The sequence below is a fragment of the Shimia sp. CNT1-13L.2 genome (assembly GCF_024331145.1).
In the GTDB taxonomy this organism is placed as follows: Bacteria; Pseudomonadota; Alphaproteobacteria; order Rhodobacterales; family Rhodobacteraceae; genus Shimia.
Genome location: NZ_JANDJO010000003.1, coordinates 67,633 through 87,443, shown reverse-complemented (window position 1 = coordinate 87,443; position 19,811 = coordinate 67,633). Strand labels below are relative to the sequence as shown.

The 19,811-nt window shown below is 60.6% G+C and carries 11 protein-coding genes and 1 tRNA gene; 7 read left to right on the top strand and 5 right to left on the bottom strand.

What is annotated here, in order from left to right; all coding sequences use genetic code 11:
• Window positions 1-10 precede the first annotated feature (10 nt).
• The 7 genes from NNA36_RS07240 (at window position 11) to NNA36_RS07210 (ending at window position 7,772) form a co-directional block, all read left to right on the top strand.
• The gene (locus tag NNA36_RS07240; RefSeq protein WP_255105763.1) at window positions 11-2,137 is read left to right on the top strand and encodes a hydantoinase/oxoprolinase family protein; all 2,127 of its coding nucleotides are present in this window, start codon (window positions 11-13) and stop codon (window positions 2,135-2,137) included.
• Window positions 2,138-2,140: 3 nt separating this feature from the next.
• Window positions 2,141-2,890 (top strand): ABC transporter ATP-binding protein, encoded by a 750-nt coding sequence (locus tag NNA36_RS07235; RefSeq protein WP_255105761.1) that lies wholly within the window; start codon window positions 2,141-2,143, stop codon window positions 2,888-2,890.
• On the top strand, window positions 2,890-3,624 hold the full coding sequence (locus NNA36_RS07230) for an ABC transporter ATP-binding protein (protein ID WP_255105760.1): 735 nt from the start codon (window positions 2,890-2,892) through the stop codon (window positions 3,622-3,624). Before NNA36_RS07235 ends, NNA36_RS07230 begins: the two co-directional genes overlap by 1 nt.
• Window positions 3,621-4,535, top strand: coding sequence for a branched-chain amino acid ABC transporter permease (locus tag NNA36_RS07225; RefSeq protein WP_255105758.1), 915 nt, complete (start codon window positions 3,621-3,623; stop codon window positions 4,533-4,535). Before NNA36_RS07230 ends, NNA36_RS07225 begins: the two co-directional genes overlap by 4 nt.
• Before the next feature lie 31 nt (window positions 4,536-4,566).
• Window positions 4,567-5,607, top strand: a complete 1,041-nt coding sequence (locus NNA36_RS07220) for a branched-chain amino acid ABC transporter permease (protein WP_255105756.1) — start codon at window positions 4,567-4,569, stop codon at window positions 5,605-5,607.
• Window positions 5,607-6,776 carry an ABC transporter substrate-binding protein gene (locus NNA36_RS07215; RefSeq protein WP_255105754.1) on the top strand — a complete coding sequence of 390 codons (1,170 nt, stop codon included), beginning with the start codon at window positions 5,607-5,609 and terminating at the stop codon, window positions 6,774-6,776. Before NNA36_RS07220 ends, NNA36_RS07215 begins: the two co-directional genes overlap by 1 nt.
• A gap of 162 nt (window positions 6,777-6,938) precedes the next feature.
• Window positions 6,939-7,772, top strand: coding sequence for a MaoC family dehydratase N-terminal domain-containing protein (locus tag NNA36_RS07210; protein ID WP_255105752.1), 834 nt, complete (start codon window positions 6,939-6,941; stop codon window positions 7,770-7,772).
• Window positions 7,773-7,781: 9 nt separating this feature from the next.
• On the opposite strand, the gene NNA36_RS19925 is transcribed toward NNA36_RS07210, so the two are convergent.
• From NNA36_RS19925 to NNA36_RS07175, 5 genes are all read right to left on the bottom strand, one after another.
• Window positions 7,782-17,228, bottom strand: a complete 9,447-nt coding sequence (locus NNA36_RS19925) for an Mbeg1-like protein (RefSeq protein WP_303623680.1) — start codon at window positions 17,226-17,228, stop codon at window positions 7,782-7,784.
• 34 nt (window positions 17,229-17,262) lie between these two features.
• Window positions 17,263-18,183: a hypothetical protein gene (locus tag NNA36_RS07190; protein WP_255105749.1), complete on the bottom strand. Its 921-nt coding sequence runs from the start codon at window positions 18,181-18,183 to the stop codon at window positions 17,263-17,265.
• Window positions 18,184-18,489: 306 nt separating this feature from the next.
• Window positions 18,490-18,575: transfer RNA gene (locus NNA36_RS07185), tRNA-Leu, on the bottom strand.
• A gap of 76 nt (window positions 18,576-18,651) precedes the next feature.
• Entirely contained in the window at window positions 18,652-19,206 is a 555-nt protein-coding gene (locus tag NNA36_RS07180) for a tetratricopeptide repeat protein (protein WP_255105747.1), read from the bottom strand.
• Between the two features lie 32 nt (window positions 19,207-19,238).
• Window positions 19,239-19,715 carry an Lrp/AsnC family transcriptional regulator gene (locus NNA36_RS07175; protein WP_255105745.1) on the bottom strand — a complete coding sequence of 159 codons (477 nt, stop codon included), beginning with the start codon at window positions 19,713-19,715 and terminating at the stop codon, window positions 19,239-19,241.
• Window positions 19,716-19,811 lie beyond the last annotated feature (96 nt).

The following is a 19,811-nucleotide window of genomic DNA, read 5'->3' as shown; positions in this document are numbered from 1 at the left end:
GGAAAACAACATGCGTACCCAATATCGTCTGGGCATTGATGCCGGCGGCACCTTCACCGACTTCATTCTGGCCGACAAGAAAGGCGGAACCCAGATCTTCAAGGTTCTGTCCACGCCCACGGAACCCACCAAGGCCATCAAGAACGGTCTTGCCCTGATCACCGAAGAAACCGGGCTGACGGCGCAGGAGATCGTTTCGAACTCTGATCTCTGCATCAACGGCACCACGGTTGGCCTGAACGCGCTCATCACCCACACCGGTGCCAAGACAGGCCTGATCGCCACTAAGGGGCACGAGGATTCCATCGAGATCCGGCTTGGCCACAAGGAAGACGGCTATCGCTATGATCCCGATTATCCGCCCGCGACCATGCTGGTCCCGCGTCACCTTCGCAAAGGCATCAGCGAGCGCGTGATTTCGGACGGATCGGTCAAGTCTCCGATCAACGAAGAGGACGTGCGCGAGGCCTGTCGGTACTTCATTGCCGAAGGTGTCGAGTCGGTTGCCATTAGCTTTGTGTGGTCGGTGCTGCACCCCGAGCACGAGTTGCGCGCGGCAGAGATCGTCCGCGAGATGATGCCGGATGTGCGCCTGACCGTGGGGTCGCAGCTTTATCCACAGGTGCGCGAGTACACCCGCACCTCAACCGCCATCGTGAACGCTTACCTTGCGCCGATCCTGCAACGCTATGTCGAGGCCATCGACGCCTATTTCCGCGAGTTGGGCAGCCAGCATCCTGTGCGATACTTCCAGTCGAACGGTGGCCTGGCGCTTGGCAAAGTGGTCAGCGACCAGTCGGTCTATGCCATCAATTCCGGGCCTGCTTCGGCGCCGCAGGCGGCCCTCGACGTGGCCGAACCCTGGGGTGACAAGAACATCATCACCTGCGACATGGGCGGCACCTCGTTCGACATCACCCTGACCAAGGATGGTCAGGCCAACGTCAACAAGAACATCGACTTCCTGCGCTATCGCATCGGCATTCCGATGATCCAGGTCGAGACGCTGGGGGCCGGTGGCGGCTCGATCGGCTGGATCGACTCGATGGGCCTGATGCAGATGGGTCCGCAATCGGCGGGGTCCGAGCCGGGGCCTGCCTGCTATGGGCAGGGCGGCGAAAACCCGACCACCACCGATGCCAACCTGACACTGGGCTATCTGAATGCGGACGGCCTTGTCGGGGGGCGCTTGCCACTTGACGTTGAAAAGGCTCGCGGCGCGATCAAGACGAACCTCGCCGATCCGCTCGGGATCTCGGTCGAGAAAGCCGCCTATGGCATGTTCACCATCGTCAACAACAACATGGTCAACGCCATCCGCCGGGTTTCGGTGGAACGCGGCTATGACCCGCGCGATTTCGTGCTGATGGGCGCAGGTGGCGCGACAGGGGCACATATCACCGCGCTGGCCCGCGAGATGGGCATTTCAAAGGTGCTGATCTCGAAACTGGCCTCTGGTCTTTGCGCCTACGGTCAGATCATTTCCGACGTGAAATACAACTACATGGCCCCTGCCCCGATCCGTCTTGAGGGCGCGGAAGCGGCTGCCAAGCTGGATGGTCTGTTCAAGTCGCTGGAACTGCGCGGCAAGGATGACCTTGAAGGTGATGGCTTTGGCGAAGACCGTATCTCGATCCGCCGGTCACTGGACATGCGCTATGTCGGGCAGGTGCACGAATGCACGGTCGAAATCGAGGCCTTTGACGTGACAGAGGCCACGTTGGAAGACATCAAGGCCGCCTTCCATGCCCGTCACAAGGAACTCTACACCTATGACGAGCCGCACAACGCGGTGGAAGTGGTGAACGTTGAAAGCACCATTGCCGGCCACGTCGACAAACCGGCGCGGATGACGATTGCCGAAGGCACCGGGGCGCAAGCAACGCTCAAGGGCACGCGTCCGATGGTGTTCAACGCAGACGGCACCACGCAGGATACCCCTGTCTACGACGGTTCTGCAATGGGCGCCGGTGACACGCTGCACGGACCCGCGGTGATCGAGGAAGTGACCACCACCATCGTGGTCGAACCGGGCTGGACGGTGAGCTTGCACGAAACCGGCGTCTACGTGCTGACCGCGGATGCCTCGCCCGAAGCGCGTCAGATGGATCAGCTCAAAGAACTGGCCGAGGTCTGATCCATGATGCGGCGAAAGAAAAACGGGTCCTCCCTGTCGGCTTCCGGGGTGACGGTGGCGTTCGGCGGCTTCAAGGCTCTCACCGACGTGACGCTGTCGATCACACCCGGGGCCGTGCATGGGCTGATCGGTCCGAACGGGGCGGGAAAGACCACGATGGTCAACACCCTGACCGGCTTTCAGTCTCCGACCTCCGGGACTGTCGGGCTCGGCGGTCGCGACGTCGGAACGCTTTCGCCGCATGATCTGCGTCGCGAAGGCGTGGCGCGCACCTTCCAGGCCGGCCGTCTGTTCTCGGGGTTGGACGTTCTCGACAACCTCGCGGTGACCGGCGTCGGGCTTGGCCACGGGCGTGCTGCGTCAGAAGCCGAGGCATTGCGCATCCTTGACTGGATGGGCGTGCCCCACCTTGCCGAACATCCTGCGGCGGGCCTGCCCTATACGGACGAACGGCGCGTCGGGATTGCCCGCGCCCTGATGTTCTCGCCGGCCTTCCTGCTGCTGGACGAACCGGCGGCAGGCATGTCGGAAACCGAAGCCGCAGACCTTGCGGCACTGATACGGCGGGTCGCCGAGGACCTTGGCACCGGTGTTTTGTTGATCGAACACAACGTCGGGCTCGTGTTGTCGGTTTCTCACCACATCTACGTGCTGGATGCCGGGATGATCATCGAGGAAGGCGACGTGGACGTCATCCTGAAAAGCCGCGCGGTGCGAGACGCCTATCTTGGCGCAGACCAGGAGGCGGCGTGATGTCCAAACTTGGTGTTTTCGATCTGTCCGTGCGCTATGGCAAGGTCCCTGCACTGAACGATGTGACCCTTCACCTTGCCGAAGGCGAGCGGGTGTTCATCTCGGGGCCGAACGGCGCGGGCAAGTCTTCGTTGCTTGGCGCGATCAGCGGCAAGGTGGCCACATCGCACGGCCGCATCGAGATGGACGGCGATCTTCTGACGGGCCGTCCGCCCGAAGCCATTGCCCGCCTGGGTCTGTCGATGGTGCCCGAAGGCCGCGAGATCTTTGGCAGCCTGACCGTGGAAGAAAACCTTCTGGTCGGCACCGGCCTGCGCCGAGACCGCGACGCGATTGCCGGCGACATCGCCGAGATTTTCGAAGCTTTCCCGATCCTTGGCGACCGCCGCTACGCCAGCGCCGGTGCGTTGTCCGGTGGGCAGCAGCAGATGCTAGCGATCGGGCGGGCATTGATGACAAACCCCAAGCTGATGATGGTCGATGAACCGTCGCTTGGTCTCGCTCCCAAGATCGTCGACCAGGTCTATGACACCTTGGTTCAGCTGCAGGAAGACCGTGGGCTCACGCTCCTAATCGTCGAGCAGAGCTCGACCCGTGCCGCGCGTGTGGGAGGACGCATGATCCTCTTGCGGGGCGGCGGCATCGTGGGAGACGGCGACGCATCGGATTTCGCCGAAAGCGACCTGCTGAGCGAAGCCTATTTCGGCAATTCCAACAAGGAGGCGGCGCAATGAGTTCCCTTGCACAGCTGTTTTTCGACGCGGCCTCGCTGGGCGGCATCTACGCGATGGCCGCGCTTGGCATCGCCCTGATCTTCGGGGTCATGAACCTCGTCAATTTCGCCCATGGGGAATACATCGCCTTTTGCGTCTTTGCCCTGATCGTGCCCTCGACAGAGGCCGTCGCGGTCATGTTCCTGGGCAAGGCCCCGGCTTTCCTATTGATCCCGATCCTCCTTGGGATAGGAGCCGGGGCCGCGATGGCCAGCGAATACGTGGTGTTCCGCCACATGCGCAAGGCAAGCCCGGTGGCGATGATGATCTCGTCCTTTGCGCTTGGTTTCGTGATCCAGAATGCGCTTCTTGCCGTCTATGGCGGTCGACCGAAGGCGATCAGCCTCTGGCCCGATCTGAATACGCCCGTCGCGGTGGCCGGGGCCGAGGTGCCGCTATTGCAGCTCATCGTGATCCTGTCGACATTGGTGGTCGTCTCGGGGCTGGCGCTCTTGCTCAAGAAAACCCGGCTCGGCCTCGAGATGCGCGCAGCTGCCGAAAACTTCACGATGGCGCGCCTTCTTGGGGTACGGGCCAACGTGGTGATCACAGGGGCCTTTGCCCTGTCCGGAGCGTTGGCCGCCGCCGTCGCCCTGATCATGGCCACGCAGACCGGTGTCGCGGATGTACGGATGGGCGGGCAGATCATGCTTGTCGCCTTTATCGCCACCGTGATCGGGGGGCTTGGGTCTCTGCCCGGCGCAGTGGCCGCAGGCTTTCTGATCGGCGCGGCCTCGGTCCTGCTTCAAGCCTTTCTGCCGCTCGACGTGCGTCCGTTCCGCGACGCCTTTCTCTACACGCTGGTGATCGTCTGCCTGTTGCTGCGGCCGCAGGGGTTGTTCGTGCCCAGCTCAGCCAAGCCAAGGATCTAAGACAATGGGAAAACACGCACAAAACAGGCGCATGGCCTATTCCACACCGATTGTCCTGATCGCGCTTCTGATCCTGTTCGTCAGCCTGATTGCCCTCACCGGGGATAAGGCGCTGGCGCGCATGGCCGCCGAGACCCTGATCCGCGTGGTCCTCGTGGTTGGCCTTTGGATCTTTGTCGGCAACTCGGGCGTCGTGAGCTTTGGACACGCAGGCTATATGGCCATCGGGGCCTATTGCTCGGCCTGGCTGACCCTGAAACCGCAAATGAAAGCCCTTTTCCTGCCGGACCTGCCCGAGTGGTTGGCCCAGGCGCAGTGGCCGGTCCTGCCTGCCGCGATTGCCTCGGGTCTGCTGGCCGCAATCGTGGCGCTGATTTCCGGTGCCGCCATCCTGCGGCTGTCGGGGATCGCGGCTTCGATCGCAACCTTTGCCTTTCTCGCCATCGTGAACACGGTCTATTCCAACTGGGAAGGCGTGACAGGCGCGACCAGTTCGGTTGTCGGGCTGCCGCGCTATGTCGATCAGTGGGTGGCTTTGGCCTGGGCGGCGGCGGCCATTCTGGTGGCTAATCTCTATGCCAACTCTGCCAGCGGCCTGGCCCTGCGAGCCACCCGCGAAGACGAAGTGGCCGCAAGCGCCTCTGGCATCAACATGTATCGGCACCGCCTGTTGTCACTGGTGATCAGCGGCTTTTTCACCGGCGTCTCCGGCGCACTTCTTGGCCATTCGATCGGCGTTCTCAATCCGGACAGTTTCTATCTCGGGATCACCTTCATCTCGCTGGCAATGCTTGTTGTCGGCGGCATCGGAAGCCTGTCCGGCGCTGTCGTCGGCGTGCTGGGCCTGTCGATGCTCATCGAGATGCTTGTCCGGCTGGAACAAGGGGTCACCCTTGGTGGGGCACGTTTCGCCCTGCCGGGCGGCGCACAGGAAATCCTGATCGGCGTGGTCATGATCCTTGTCCTGATCCTGCGCCCCTCGGGTCTCATGGCCGGCAAGGACCTGCAACTGCCGCGCCTGCCCCTTTCCCTTCACTCAAAACAAACCAACCCCAACAGAGGAGACGCATGATGAAACACACCATGCTTGCAACCACATTGTCCCTTGCGCTGGCCCTGCCTGCCGCTGCGGATGACATCACCGTCGGCTTTGCCATCGCCCAGTCCGGATGGATGGAAGCCTATGACACCCCGGCAGCCACGGCGGCAAAGATCCGGATTGACGAGATCAACGCCAATGGCGGCCTTCTCGGCAAACAGATCAAGTGGGTCGAGGCCGACACCAAGACCGACCGTGCACAATCGGCCAAGGCGGGCCTGCAAGTGCTGGACCAGGGCGCTGACATGATGGTGGTCAGCTGTGACTACGACTTCGGCGCGCCGGCAGCGCTGGCGGCGGAAGCAGAAGGCAAGAACTCGTTCTTTCTTTGCGCCGAAGACGTGAAAGCCGGCATCCAAGGCGTTGGCCCCAATAGTTTTTCCGGATCGGTTCTTGCCGCGGTCCAGGGCGCCACGATGGCCGAATGGTCGATGGCCGCACGCAATGCCAAAACCGGTTATGTCCTGCTGGACACTACGATCGAATACAACAAGGGCATCTGCACCGGCTTTGACTGGATGTTCCCCAAGGCGGGTGGCGAAATCGTCGGCCGAGACACGTTCAAGAACAACGATGCCTCGATCGCTTCGCAGATCAGCCGCATCAAGGCCCTGCCGCAGGAGCCTGACGTGATCATGCTGTGTTCCTACATTCCGGGCGCCGCTGCTGCCGTGCGCCAGATTCGAGCGGCGGGTATCAATTCGCTGATCCTGAATGGCTCAGCAGTCGATGGTTCTTACTGGCTTGACGCGGTGCCGAACCTCTCGGGGTTCGTCCTGCCGGTTCAGGGATCGATCTATGGCGATGACCCGCGCGCGGCGGTCGAAGCGTTCAACACTGCCTACGAAGCGGCCACGGGTGCACGTCCGGCAAGCCAATATGCCTATCCCGGCTATATCCTGATCGATCTCTGGGCCAAGGCCGTAGAGCGTGCCGGTTCGGTCGAGGGTGCCGCTGTGACGGCCAAACTGGAACAGATGCAGAGTGAAGGCACGGCCTTTGGTCCGCGCAGTTTCAGCGACAGCCTGCATCACCAGAACAGCGCCAAGATGCAGATCATCGAGATCTCGAACGCCAAACCCGGTGTCGTAGGCGATTGGACCATCAGCGAGCCGGTGCCGCTCGATGTTTTGCTGAAATAACCTTCTGCCAGTTGGAGCGAGGAGACCTGTCCCGGGATAACCGGGGCGGGTTTTTGCCTTTTGGGAAAACGATACCCGCAATTGGTCGGAATCCCGCAATTGCAAAGGCGGGGATTTGAGGGTGTAAATGTCAGAGGTGACGCAGGGAGCGGGAGAGTGAGAATGACTGACGCCGTCGAAAACTGGCTCGGACGCAGCGAGGGATATACCGACATCCTGCGCAGTGAACCGGCGCGGTTCATGCAGGCGACCCTGGGGCGTGAGGCGAGCCTGATGGAGGGCGATGCCCTGCCCCCGCTGTGGCACTGGCTGTATTTCCTAGAGGCCAAGCCGCTTGGGGAATTGGGGCGGGACGGACACCCGCAGAAAGGCGGTTTTCTTCCCCCCGTTGCCCTGCCCCGCCGCATGTGGGCCGGAGGTCGGTTCACTTTTCACAGGCCGCTCCGGATTGGCGGTACGACGTCGAAAACATCCACGATCAAGAATATCGTCGAAAAGTCAGGACGGACCGGAGACCTGTGTTTCGTGACGGTCCTGCACGAGCTGTTCCTTGAAGATGGCACGCTGGCGCTGAGCGAAGAACATGACATCGTCTACCGGGAAGACCCTGATCCGGATGCCCCGTCGCCGACACCGGCGATGGCCCCCGAGACGGCGGAGGTTTCAGAAGAGATCACACCCTCTCAGGTGATGCTGTTCCGCTATTCCGCCCTGACCTTCAATGGCCACCGCATTCACTATGACGTGGATTATGCGCGGCAGGTGGAAGGCTATGACGGGCTGGTGTTCCACGGGCCACTGACCGCGACCCTCTTGGTGGATCTGGCGGCGCGAACGATCGGGCGCGCGCCGAAAACCTTTGAATTCCGCGGGCTTGCGCCTCTGGCCGGGATGCAGCCGCTCCATATTGAGGGCCGCAACTCAGAGGGCGGCATGACCCTTTGGGCCCGCCGTCACGACGGGGCACTGGCCATGAAGGCCAGCGCCACGTTCTAGGCTGCACTCTTACAGCAGATCGAAGGTGCTGCCGTCCGAGAGGGTCACCGTCTCGATACGGTAATCATCACGGTAGAAGTGGTTGCGCACCAGGATGTCACCGCCCGACCAGGAGATGGCAAGGTCGTAGGTGCCCGACCGCTGGATCGTCAGATCGCTGGCCGAGGCGACATTGCGGAACAGGATGGTATCGTCACCGCCATAACCCTGCTCATCAAAGACGTCACTGCCGCTGCCCGCGACATAGACATCGTTGTCCGCGCCGCCATAGACAAAGTCATCTCCCAGACCGCCCAGCAGCGTATCGTTGCCGTCATAGCCATAAAGCGAGTCATTGCCGTCTTTCGCGACGAGGCTGTCATTGCGGCTGCCGTAGAGTTCGCGATTGCCGTAGACACGTTCGCTGCCGCCCGTGCCCATGGTGGCAATTTCCAGCGTGCGCACATCGGTCGAGGCACCATTGGCCCAGTCGATACGGGCAATGTCATAGCGTTCGTCGAAGGCGTTGTTGACACGCACCGAGCCACCATTCCATTCCACCAGAAGGTCGCCATCCAGCATCCGCGACAGGGTGGCATCGGATTTGTTGATGCCATTCAGCAGTTTGATGACATCATCGCTGGTTTCGCCCGAGGCCGAGTAGTCGGAGATATAGTCGTGCCCCTGCCCCACGCGGTAGGTGTCGGCATCGACGCCGCCGTACAGGCTGTCGTTTCCAAGCCCGCCAACAAGCGTATCTGCACCGTCGTGACCGTTCAGAACGTCATTACCGGCAAACCCGAAGATGAAATCATCGCGCGAGCCGAATTCCTGACGGTTGCCGTTCAGGGTTTCGTTGTTGCCTGACCCGTGGGTTTCCAGTTGCAGGCTGGTCAGGTCCCAGGTGGTGCCATTGCGGAACTGAAGCGTTTCGATGCCATAGCGTTCGTCGAACATGTAGTCGACATAGACCGAGCCACCCTCCCACATGATTTCCACATCGTCATTGCTGCGGCGGATCATGGTCACATCGCTGGGTTTGACGCCGAAGGGCAGAACGATCGTATCGTTCTCGCCAACAACACCGACATCGGAAATATAGTCGTCGCCCGGGCCGACATAGTAGGTGTCTTCGCCGTCCGCGCCATACATCGAGTCGTTGCCGTTGCCGCCAGCCAGGGAGTCATCGCCGTCATAGCCGTAAAGCGCATCGTTGCCATCGCGGCCCTTCATGCTGTCATCCCGGCTGCCAAAGGCTTCGCGGTTTCCATAGATGCTTTCCCCCGCGTGGGTGCCTTCGGTGACAAAGGTCAGATCAGCGATGTTCTGGGTCGTGCCGTTGGCAAAGGTAAGCTTTTCGACATGGTAACGCGTGTCGAAGGCTTCGTTGATCCGGACCGATCCGGTGCTCCACGCGATGACAAGATCACCATCTTTCAGGCGGGTGAATGTCACATCTGACGGGGAGACGCCGACCGGCAGGAAGATCGTGTCATCGCCGTCGCCATCAACGGTGGTGTAGTCCGAGATATAATCGTGGCCGTTGATATCGATGCGGTAATTGTCACCACCGCTTTCCCCGTAGAGCGTATCATTGCCCGGGCCGCCGATCAGATCGTCGTTGCCGTCATAGCCATAGAGGATGTCATTGCCTTCAAAGCCACGCAGCGTGTCGTTGCGGCTGCCGTTTTCCTCGCGGTTGCCGCGCAGGGTTTCATTGACAAGCGTGCCGTGGGTTTCCACCGCGAGGGTGGTCAGGTCGACCGTGGTGCCATTGGCATAGCGCAGGGTTTCGACCGCCGAATTGAGATCGAAGGCGTTGTCGATGCGCACCGATCCAAAGCCCCAGTCGATCAACAGGTCGCCATCGTTGAGGCGCGTGAAGGTCACGTCGCCCGGAACCACGCCGGCGGGCAGTTCGATGACATCGGCGCCGTCCGTGGCCAAGCCGTTGTCGTCGATATAGTCGTGGCCTTCGCCCACGCGGTAGACATCGGCCCCGTCGTCGCCATAAAGCGAGTCATTGCCTTCACCGCCAATCAGGGTATCGGCCCCCTCGTAACCGTAAAGCGAGTCATTGCCTTCCTTGCCGACAAGGGTTTCGTCTGTCGCGCCGTGGGTTTCGCGGTTGCCGTAAACCCGGTCGTTGCCACCCGTACCACGTGTTTCCACGGCAAAGGTGCGCAGGTCGATGGTGCTGCCGTCGCTGAATTCCAGCGTCTCGACGGCGCGGATTTCGGTATAGGCAAGGTTGATCACCAGCGAACCGCCAGCCCAGGTGATGATCAGATCGCCATCCGGGCGACGGTAGATGTCTACCTCGGCCTGTGTGACCGGCAGAACGGCAATATCCGCCGTATCGGTCGCAAGCCCTGAGTCATCGATGTAGTTGTGACCATTGCCAACGATCATGCGGTCATTGCCTGCGGCACCGTAGAAGGTGTCGTTGCCCGCCGCACCATCAAGGGTGTCGTTGCCCTCGTAGCCATAGAAACGATCATTGCCGGCAGTGCCCGTGAGGGAATTGTTGGTGGCATCCCCATAGAAGGTTTGCCCGCTTGTCGAGGTGATCGGCGTCGGGGTGATGGTCGACAGATCAAGCGTGCTGCCATCGTGGAACCGGGCGGTCTCGATCTTGTAGCGGTCGGTCGTCCAGTAATCGACGGTGACGATGCCGCCGCCCCAATCGATCAGCAGATAGCGGTTGTCGAGCAGCGAGAAGCTGAGATCGGAGGCTGTCACACCGGGGCCGAACAACAGCGTATCAGCCGGATCACCGACGGTGCCATAGTCGCGGACAAAGTCATTGCCAGCCGAGACCACATAGGTGTCGCCGCCTGCCTCGCCATAGAGCGTGTCGTTGCCGTCGCCGCCGTTCAGCGTGTCGTTGCCATCATAGCCATAAAGCGTGTCGTTCCCGCCCTCGCCCTGCATCAGGTCATCACGCGAGCCGCTGGGATCGGTGTTGCCATAGAGGCCTTCGCTCGCCGCGGTGCCAATGGTTGGGGCCGCCAGCGTGGTAAGGTCGACCTCGGTGCCGTCATTGAACCGCAGGGTTTCCACGCGGTAATTGTCTTCGAAGGCGTTCGCAATCTGGACAGAGCCATTGGGCCAGCTGATCAGCAGATCGTCGCCATTCACGCGATTATAGCTCACATCGCCCGGGGCCACGCCCGCGGGCAGGACAATCACATCCACGCCCAGCTTGGAGGTGTCGTAGTCGCTGATGTAGTCATGACCTTCACCCACGATGTAGGTATCGTTGCCCTCTGCGCCGTAGAGGGTGTCATTGCCCAGACCGCCATCCAGCGTGTCATTGCCATCGTAGCCGTACAGCGTGTCGTTACCGGCAAAGCCATAGAGGCTTTCGTTGCGGCCACCATAGGTTTCCTGCTGGCCATAAACGCGGTCGTCGCCCAGCGTGCCATGTACCGGCGGTGTGACCGTGGTGAGATCGAGCGTACCATCCGCCGCAACACCGTATTGCAGGGTTTCGATGGCGTAGCGCGGGTCAAAGGCGTTGTCGATCAGCACCGATCCGGTGGACCAGGTGATCAGAAGATCCCCACCGGTGACACGGGTCAGGGTGATGTCGTCCTTGCCAACGCCATTGGGCAGGATCAGGGTGTCAATCTCGGTGCCCGAGGCCTCGTAGTCATAGATGTAGTTGTGACCATTGCCGACGATGTAGGTGTCGCTGCCTTCGGCGCCATAGAGGCTGTCGTTGCCCGGGCCGCCGTTCAGCGTGTCATTGCCATCATAGCCATAGAGCGTGTCATCGCCGTCATAGCCGATGATGTGGTCGTTGCGGCTGCCGAATTCCTCGCGGTTACCGTTGAGCCGCTCGCTGGCCGTGGTGCCCAGCGTGCGCAGCGCAAGCGTGGTCATGTCGAGGGTGGAGCCGTCGGTGAACTGCACCGTTTCGACGATATAGTCCTTGTCGAAACCATAGTTGATTTTCACCGAATGGCTGCCCCAGGTCATGTAGATATGCCCAGCGCTGTCACGCCACATGGTCATATCCGATGCCAGCACATTGCCCACGAATTCAAGGCGGTCGGCGGTGTCGGTCTCGTCGCCCTGATCGCTGATATAGTTGTGGCCGCTGCTGATCTTGTAGGTGTCGTTGCCATCGGCCCCGTAGTGGGTATCGTTGCCCGTGCCGCCAACCAGCGTGTCGTTGCCGTCGTAGCCATAGAGCGTGTCATTTCCGGCAAAGCCGAAGATGTGGTCGTTGCGGCTGCCGTGTTCCTCGCGGTTGCCGTAAATGGCTTCCGAAGCGGCTGTTCCAAGCGTGTCGACTTCGAGCTGGGTCAGGTCCACCGTCGCGCCGGATGCCAGGCGCAGGGTTTCAATCGCGTAACGCTCGTCGAAGGCGCGTTCGATCAGCACACTTGCCGTGGCCCATGAGATCAGAAGGTGACCATCGGGTGTGCGGGTATAGGTGAGGTCGGCCTTTTTCACGCCCGCCGGAAGGACGACAACGTCGGGATCGTCATCCACGTTGCCATAGTCTTCGATGGTGTCGTTGCCCTTGCCGACGATGTAGGTATCCGCCCCGTCGCGCCCAAGGAGCGAGTCATCCCCCTTGCCGCCGTCCAGCGTGTCCTCGCCGTCGTAGCCGTTCAGGGTATCGTTGCCGTCGCGTCCCAGAAGGTGATCGTCGCGGGTACCGAATTCCTCGGTGTTGCCGTAGATGTTCTCAGAGCCGTTGGTGCCCGCCGTCTTGGCGATCAGGTCCGGCAGATCAACCGTGGTTCCATCGCCGTAGACCAGCTTTTCAATCAGGTAACGTGCATCATAAGCGCGGTCGATACGGATCGACCCGCCATCCCAGGTCAGCAGCAGGTCGCCATCCAGAAGGCGCGCGACCGAAAGATCGGCTGCCTTGACCTTGTTCGGCAGGATGATTGTGTCATCGGGATCACCGACATCGCCGTAGTCGCGGATATAGTCGTCGCCTTTGCCCGCGATATAGGTGTCACCGCCTTCGGCCCCATAGAGATTGTCGTTTCCGGCACCGCCTTCCAGCGTGTCGTTGCCGTCATAGCCGTAGAGGTTGTCATCTCCGGCAAAGCCCTTGAGGTGATCGTCGCGCCCACCAAGCGGTGACCGGTTGCCATAAATCGACTCGTCGTTTTCGGTGCCGCGCGTTTGCAGGGCAAGGTCGAGCAGGTTCACCGTCTTGCCGCCGCCGTAGATCAGCTTTTCGATGGCATAGCGCGACTCGTAGGCACGGTCGATGCGCACGCTGCCGCCATTCCACGAAATCATGATGTCGCCATCGACCATGCGGTACATGGTGATGTTGCCCTCATGCAGGCCTTGCGCCAGCTTGAGCTTGTCATTCACATCGGTGTCGGCACCATAATCCTGAATGAAATCATTACCTTCGCCAACTTCGTAACGATCATTTCCGTTACCACCATACAGGCTGTCGTCGCCGGCTTCGCCTTTCAGCGTGTCATTTCCGTCAGCGCCATAGAGATAGTCGGTATCATCGCCGCCACGTAGTTCATCGTTGCCGCCATAGCCATAGAGGCGGTCGATGCCCTCAAGACCAACTAGAACGTCGGGACGTTCGATGCCGTCCTCGTCACCGCGTAGATAGTCATAGTTGGCCGTGCCGCGGGTTTCGATGGGCAGGTCAACGATCTTGCGGTGATAGGTGTTGCCATTGATGGTAAAGCGCAGGCGTTCCACCGCGCTGTCGGCATCTTTGAAGTGGTTGAGGATCGTCACGCTGTGCGATCCGGCCAAGATGGTCAGGTCGTCCGAGTTCACGGTGCGGAACAGGGTGATATGCTTGACGCCGATACCCGTCGGGAAGGCAATGGTGTCAAAGCCGCCGGTTTCCTCGATCGTGTCGTGTCCAAACACCTTGTAGAGGTCATTACCGCGACCGCCATGGTTCACGTCGTTGCCCGCGCCACCGACCAGCGTGTCATAGCCTTCGCCACCAATCAGGATGTCGCCTTCTGCGCCGCCGAACAGTTGGTCCTTGCCCTTGCCGCCTTCAAGCACGTCCGAGCCCAGCTTGCCGAACAGCTTGTCGTTACCCTTGAGGCCGATCATGCGGTCGGACAGGACGCCCGAGTTCTGGTCCCCGTTCAACTTGTCGTTCTGGGCCGTGCCCACGATGCCGCGCGCCATGCGCTTGAGATCAAACAGGGTGCCGTCATCAAGACGCAGGCTCTCGATCGCGCCGGCATCGGTATAGAAGCCCTCAACCCGGATAATCAGCGCACCATCGAGGTAGATTTCAAGATCGTCCTCGTTGCTGAGCGAGCGGTGGAAGGCGAGATTGGCAAGGGTCACGTTGCCCTTAATCAGGATCGTGTCTTCGCCGCCGCGTTCGACGAAGGTGTCAAAGCCGCTGCGATAGATATAGGTGTCGTTGCCAAGATCGCCCTGCACAAGGTCGTTGCCGCTGCCGCCGTCCATCGTGTCGTTGTCGGCGCCGCCGTTCAGGACGTCATCGCCGCGGAAGCCCTTGAGGTAGTCATTACCCGCACCGGTCGAAAGGTTGTCACGACCGCCGCCGCCATTCAGGTTGTCATCGCCGCTGGTACCGTTGAGGCCAAGGCTCTGGGCCGGATAGATGGTGAGCAAGGCGTTTTCGACGGTGATACCCGTGCCGTTCGACGTGGCCTGCACGAGGTTATCAAGGCGCGTGCGCTGTTGCGCCGTGAGATTGTCGATACCGACACCAGTGTCATAGATGCGGATCAGGTTGGTCCAGACATCCTCCATGTCGGCGCCCGCAGCCAGATAGCCGTTCACAAGGTTTTCGAGGCCCGTGAACTTGATTTCCAGCGGCCTGCTGAACGTGTCGGTGGCCCAGTCATAAAGCGGGTTCTGTTTGAAGATTTCGCTGCCGATGGTCTGAACCGCGATACGCAGGAGCGCGTTGTTCATCGCCGTTTCAAAGGCGCTTGTCAGGGTGCGGCTGGCTTCCGGGGCCGGATTGGGGCGGCCGCTTTGCAGGAAGTCGCGGTCGGTAAAGGCTTCGACGAACCCAAGCTGGCGGGCATCCACATAAGAGCCACGGCTGGTGGGATCGATGTTCTCGGTTCCGGCCCAGCGATAAAGCAGCGCCTCCATCTTGCCGACAAGATCAAACGTCGGATCGAACATGCCCGCGGCACCGGCCTGCTCAATGGCCTGCATCATGTCGCGCAGCGTGTCATCCTTGGACATCGCGGTGCGCATGTCTTCAAGACGCCCATAGCCGCGGATCTGCGGCAGGGCCGCCGCGATCAGATCAAAGGTCGGCAGGTCGCTGCTACGGCTGTTGAGGTTGCTGTAGGTAAACCAGGCATCGACAATGTCGCGGGTCTGGCCCGAGGTGGTGACATAGGTCGACTCGTGGCTGATGCGGTTGCCCGCGATCACATCGGTCGAGGTGGTGGCGTTGACATTGATCGAGCGCACGCCGGCCTCGTCCAGTGTCTGGATTTCACCAACATCCGAGCGCCCGTTCTGGTTCAGGTCGCGCCACACGACGAGATCGCCAAAGGCATCGTCGGTATTGTCGATCACGCCATCGAGGTTGGAGTCAAAGACCTGAAGAACCGAGAAACCATCGGTGGTTTCAGTGCCGAACAGTTCCGAGTGGTCGTCAATCTCGCCGTTCTGGTTGGTATCAATGGCAAGCAGCCCGTCATCGGGTTTGACCCAGCCAGTGCGTTCCAGCATCCCGTCGAGATCAATATCCCAATAGACCGCGCCACGGCTTGTCGGGCCGGCCAGTTCGATGCCGTCGCCATCCAGGTCGAGCACCAGCGGCGAGGCTTCGGTGCGGGCGGTCGTCGACCGGTCATCGACATCGTCAGAGTAGTCGGCCGTGTCATCGTCGTCGCCGTTCCACCACTCGCTGAGGTCGTCCCAGAGATCATTGGCGGCACTGGTCAGGCTGTCCTTGGCGTCCCCAAGGGCATCCAGACCTTCGTTGAGCTTGTCGCCAACCGCATCCTTGAATTCATCGACGCCGTCACCGATGCTATCAAGAAAATCATCCGCCCGATCAAGCAGGGTATCGACCCGGTTTTCGAGCCAGTCCCGCGCGCTATCGAGCGTATTGTTGGCCGTTTCAAGCAGGTCGTCTTTCTGTTCGCCCAGCCAGTCAAGCGCATCATCCTTTGCATTGTCAAAGGCGTCGCTGGCGTCATCCCAGAGATCCGACAGATCGTTGCCGAGTTCGGTCGCGTTATCGCTGAGCCAGTTCGCGAAATCGTCGATCGCCTCGCCGGTGTCGTTGACGAAGTCATAGGCGGACTCAATGCCATCATCGACCCAGGCCTCGATGTTGTCGGCCTGCACGTCAAACCAGTCTAGGGCGTCATCCTTAAGGTCGCCGAGATAGTCATAGGCGTCCTGAACCGTCTGCGTCGTCCAGTCCGTGGTGTTGTCGAGGAATGTGGAAAACTTGTCCCACAGATCGCCCGCGGCCTCACCCGCCCAGTTGTACCCTTCGACAACAACCTCGCCGAGGTCTTCGCCCAGGTCGATCAGGCCGTTCCATGCGGCTTCGGCGGTTTGCAGGGCCGGGTCAACGATATAGTCGTTCACGCCGTCCTTGATCTCGATCCCGATGCCCTCGAGTATGTCCTGCACAAAATCCAGCGCAGCGGGTGTCTGGGTGACAAAATCAAGGTTGTCGAGCACCACCTGCATCGTGTTGTCAAAATCGTTCGAGAACGGATTGACGCTGTCGACACCCATGGCCCAGGCGAGCTGACCGAGGAAGGCGGCATAGGCCCCGGGATCGGACTGAATCGCCGACATCTGGTAATAGTCCGGATTGCCGGCAACCGCGCGATCAAGCACGGCATTGGTAAAGCCGTCCCCGGCGTGTGCCGTATAGACACCGTCAACGCCATCGCGGAACGAGCCCACGTTGTAGGTATCGCCGACGTGGCCATCGCCAAGGCGCGGCACGCGGTCGTCTTCGTTATAAAGGTTGGCCGTGTCCGCATCGCCGATCCGCGAGGAATCATAGGGGCCTTCGTTTTCCTCGATCCCGTTCTGCGCCCCCAGACCATTCAGGGTGACCATGTTCATGTCGCCGGTCCGGTCCGGATGCTGGCCCGCGATGTCGTAAAGGGCGTATTGCGAAAGCGCGCCACCAAGGCTGTGGCCGGCAAAGGTGACGTCGGCGCCCGCATCCCAGTTGTTGGCAAGATAGTTGCGAACTTCGCTGCGGGCTTCTTCCCACTGGCGATAGCCCAAGTTCGTCGCGTCATCGATCCAGTCGCGCCCTTCGTAGGACCCGCGGAAGGCAATCACCACCTCGCCCGTGTTCGGGTTGCGCAGCGCATAGGCATTCAGACCGTCCGGATCTGCCTTGTCGCCGAAATAGCGTTCGACCTTGAAGCCATTCAGGCTGGCATAGTTCGGATCGTTGATCGTGCTTCCGACCTTGAGGTCCTTGTAAGCAATATTCGCGGCATCACGGCCAAGTCTGTTATTCGGCATGGGTCATCCCCCCCAAAATGCTAGGCGGCAGGTCTCAGTCGTCTGAGCGACACAGAGTTGCGCTGCGGATCTGTCTTGGGCCACCGGCAGATGCCGCATCTTCGCGCTCATGCCAGAGCACGCGGCACCCGTCGGGGCTGATTTCCAAAGTTTCTGGTAATACGTCCGTCTTGCGGATCTGGCGCCAACCGTCCAGCCCCAGATGATAAAGACCGTCAATCGCGTCATTGCGGCGGCTTGTGGCAGCAAGCAGCCATCCGACACGGCTTTCGGCAATCTTGTAGTTCCCGACCTTCTTCCAGCCCGGCCAGGGCAGGTCACGCATTTCAAAGTCGCCATCGGCGGAGATCACGAAGGTCGGAATGCCCTCGTACCCGAACTGATCCTTCAATTCGGCCTGACGGCGTGCGCCGACATCGGCATAGAAGAGGAAACTGCCGTCGGGCCGGGCCACGGCCTCGACAGGATCACGCCAAAGATCACCGGCGATTTTCCAGCGGCCAAGGATGTCCTGCGCATCGTACAGCACGATTTCCGAGGTATCCTCGCCCGCAGCCAGAAGCCCCGCAAACCGCGTGCCATCCGTGGCAAGAACGTTCTGGCGGCCAAAGCGGTCCTCGTTGTCGCGATTGGCCTTGGCCAGTTGCGACTTGCAAAGGGTGATCACCTGCGGGCTTTCCAGCGGCGTGGTGGTTCGATCCACGCGCCATTCCACGGCTTCCGGGGCGCTGCGCGATCCGGTGCGCAAAAGGAACCTGCGGTCTGGAGTGATGCAGTGGCCCTGATCGGCCAGGGGCAAGGCCAATTCCGACGATCCGTCTTGCGCCAGTGTCAGCAGGCCGTAGGACACCCCGTTGGCGCCGCCCTTCTGGGCGATCACGCCGATTTCGGTATTGGACACCCAGAAGCTATCGCTTGACGGCAACCATCCATCGCCAAGCTGAAATTCCGACACATCCAATTCACTTGCGGACCCTGTGCCCGCCAATCCGGCTGCAACCATAATTCCTATCGCGACAGCGCGATGCCGTGGGCTCAACGCCATGCTTCGCCTTGTTAAAATGATTCAGGTACTCGGAGGAGTGTACCCATAAACTCGCCAAAAAACACTTCGATTTTGTGACAGTTCGCGTTTTCAGGCCTTGGATTGGCTGACACCAGCGCTTTCCAAGGGGCGAGTCGAGCTTGATGCGAAAGTGCCGCTTGGCGAAAAGGTCGCCCAATAGGGCGCCGTTCGTCGGCAATCACGAAGGATAGAAATTGGTACCCGCGGCCGGACTCGAACCGGCACGGCCTCTCAGCCTAGGGATTTTAAGTCCCCTGTGTCTACCATTCCACCACGCGGGCACTCGTAAAATCCTGACCTAAAGGTCAACTGGCGGCAACATAGCGTCTGTGGCCTAGGTGTAAAGTATCGATATGGCTATAATTCTTCTTCATTCGAAGGGTTTACAGGCGGCGCTTTAAGAAGCGATCGCTCCGGCAACCAGGGGTTCAGCTCGAGGGCTTCGGCAAGCGCATCCTGCGCCTCGGCCTCGCGGCCCAATGCTATAAGGCTGAGCGCCTTCCCGGAAAGCGCTCCGATGTGGCGGGGCGACAGGCTGAGCGCGCGATCCAGGTCCGGCAAGGCCGCCGCATAGTTCTGCGACAAAAAGTTCACGAAGGCGCGCTGGTTGTAGCCCTCGGCGTACTCGGGACAATAGGTGACCAGCGCATTGAAATCCTCAAGCGCCCCCAGAAGATCCCACCCCGAGCGTTTGCGCATCCCGCGGTCGAGAATCTCCTGCGCGGTTTCGTCGGGGGCATCTGCCCAGTAGGACCACATGTCATCGGAGAGCGAAGAGGCCGCGGCCTGGTTCGGGGCGGTCTGGATCTGCGCGATCAGCGTATCCAACACTTCGCTGTGATCCGGAGCGGCGGGGCATGTCGCGGCAAAGGCCGGGGACGCCATGAAAACAAGGGCAATGAGGGTTCGCATGGGTCAAGAGGATGACGCATTGCCAAGCGAAATCAAGTCACGTCCGCGAGAGGCCCCTCCTTGACCGCTTCCATCGCGACATAGGTCGAGGTACTGGCCACATGCGGAAGGGTCGAGATTTTCTCGCCCAGCACAGTGCGATAGGCCGCCATATCGCGGGTTCGTATCTTCAGAAGATAGTCGAAATTCGACGCCATCATATGGGCCTGTTCGATCTCGCCCACCTTGAGCACCGCGGCATTGAAGGCGGCCAGCGCGGCTTCGCGGGTGTCGGTAAGCTTGACCTCGACGAAGGCAACGTGATCCAACCCAAGGCGGATCGGGTCCATCATTGCAGAGTAGCCCGTGATGACCCCTTCGGCCTCAAGCCGTCTGAGACGGGCCTGGGTCGGGCTTTTGGACAGGCCGATCTGCTTGGCAAGGTCGGTAATCGAAATGCGCCCGTCCGAAGACAGAACATCCAGAATCTTATGATCGAAGCGATCAAGTCCCACCTGACCGTTTTGCATTGCCTTACTCCGATTATTCAGTCGTTTCGAAAATCATTTCCGATCAATTCGGGAAAATCAACCTGATTGAACGTGATACTCTGGTCGAAACAACTG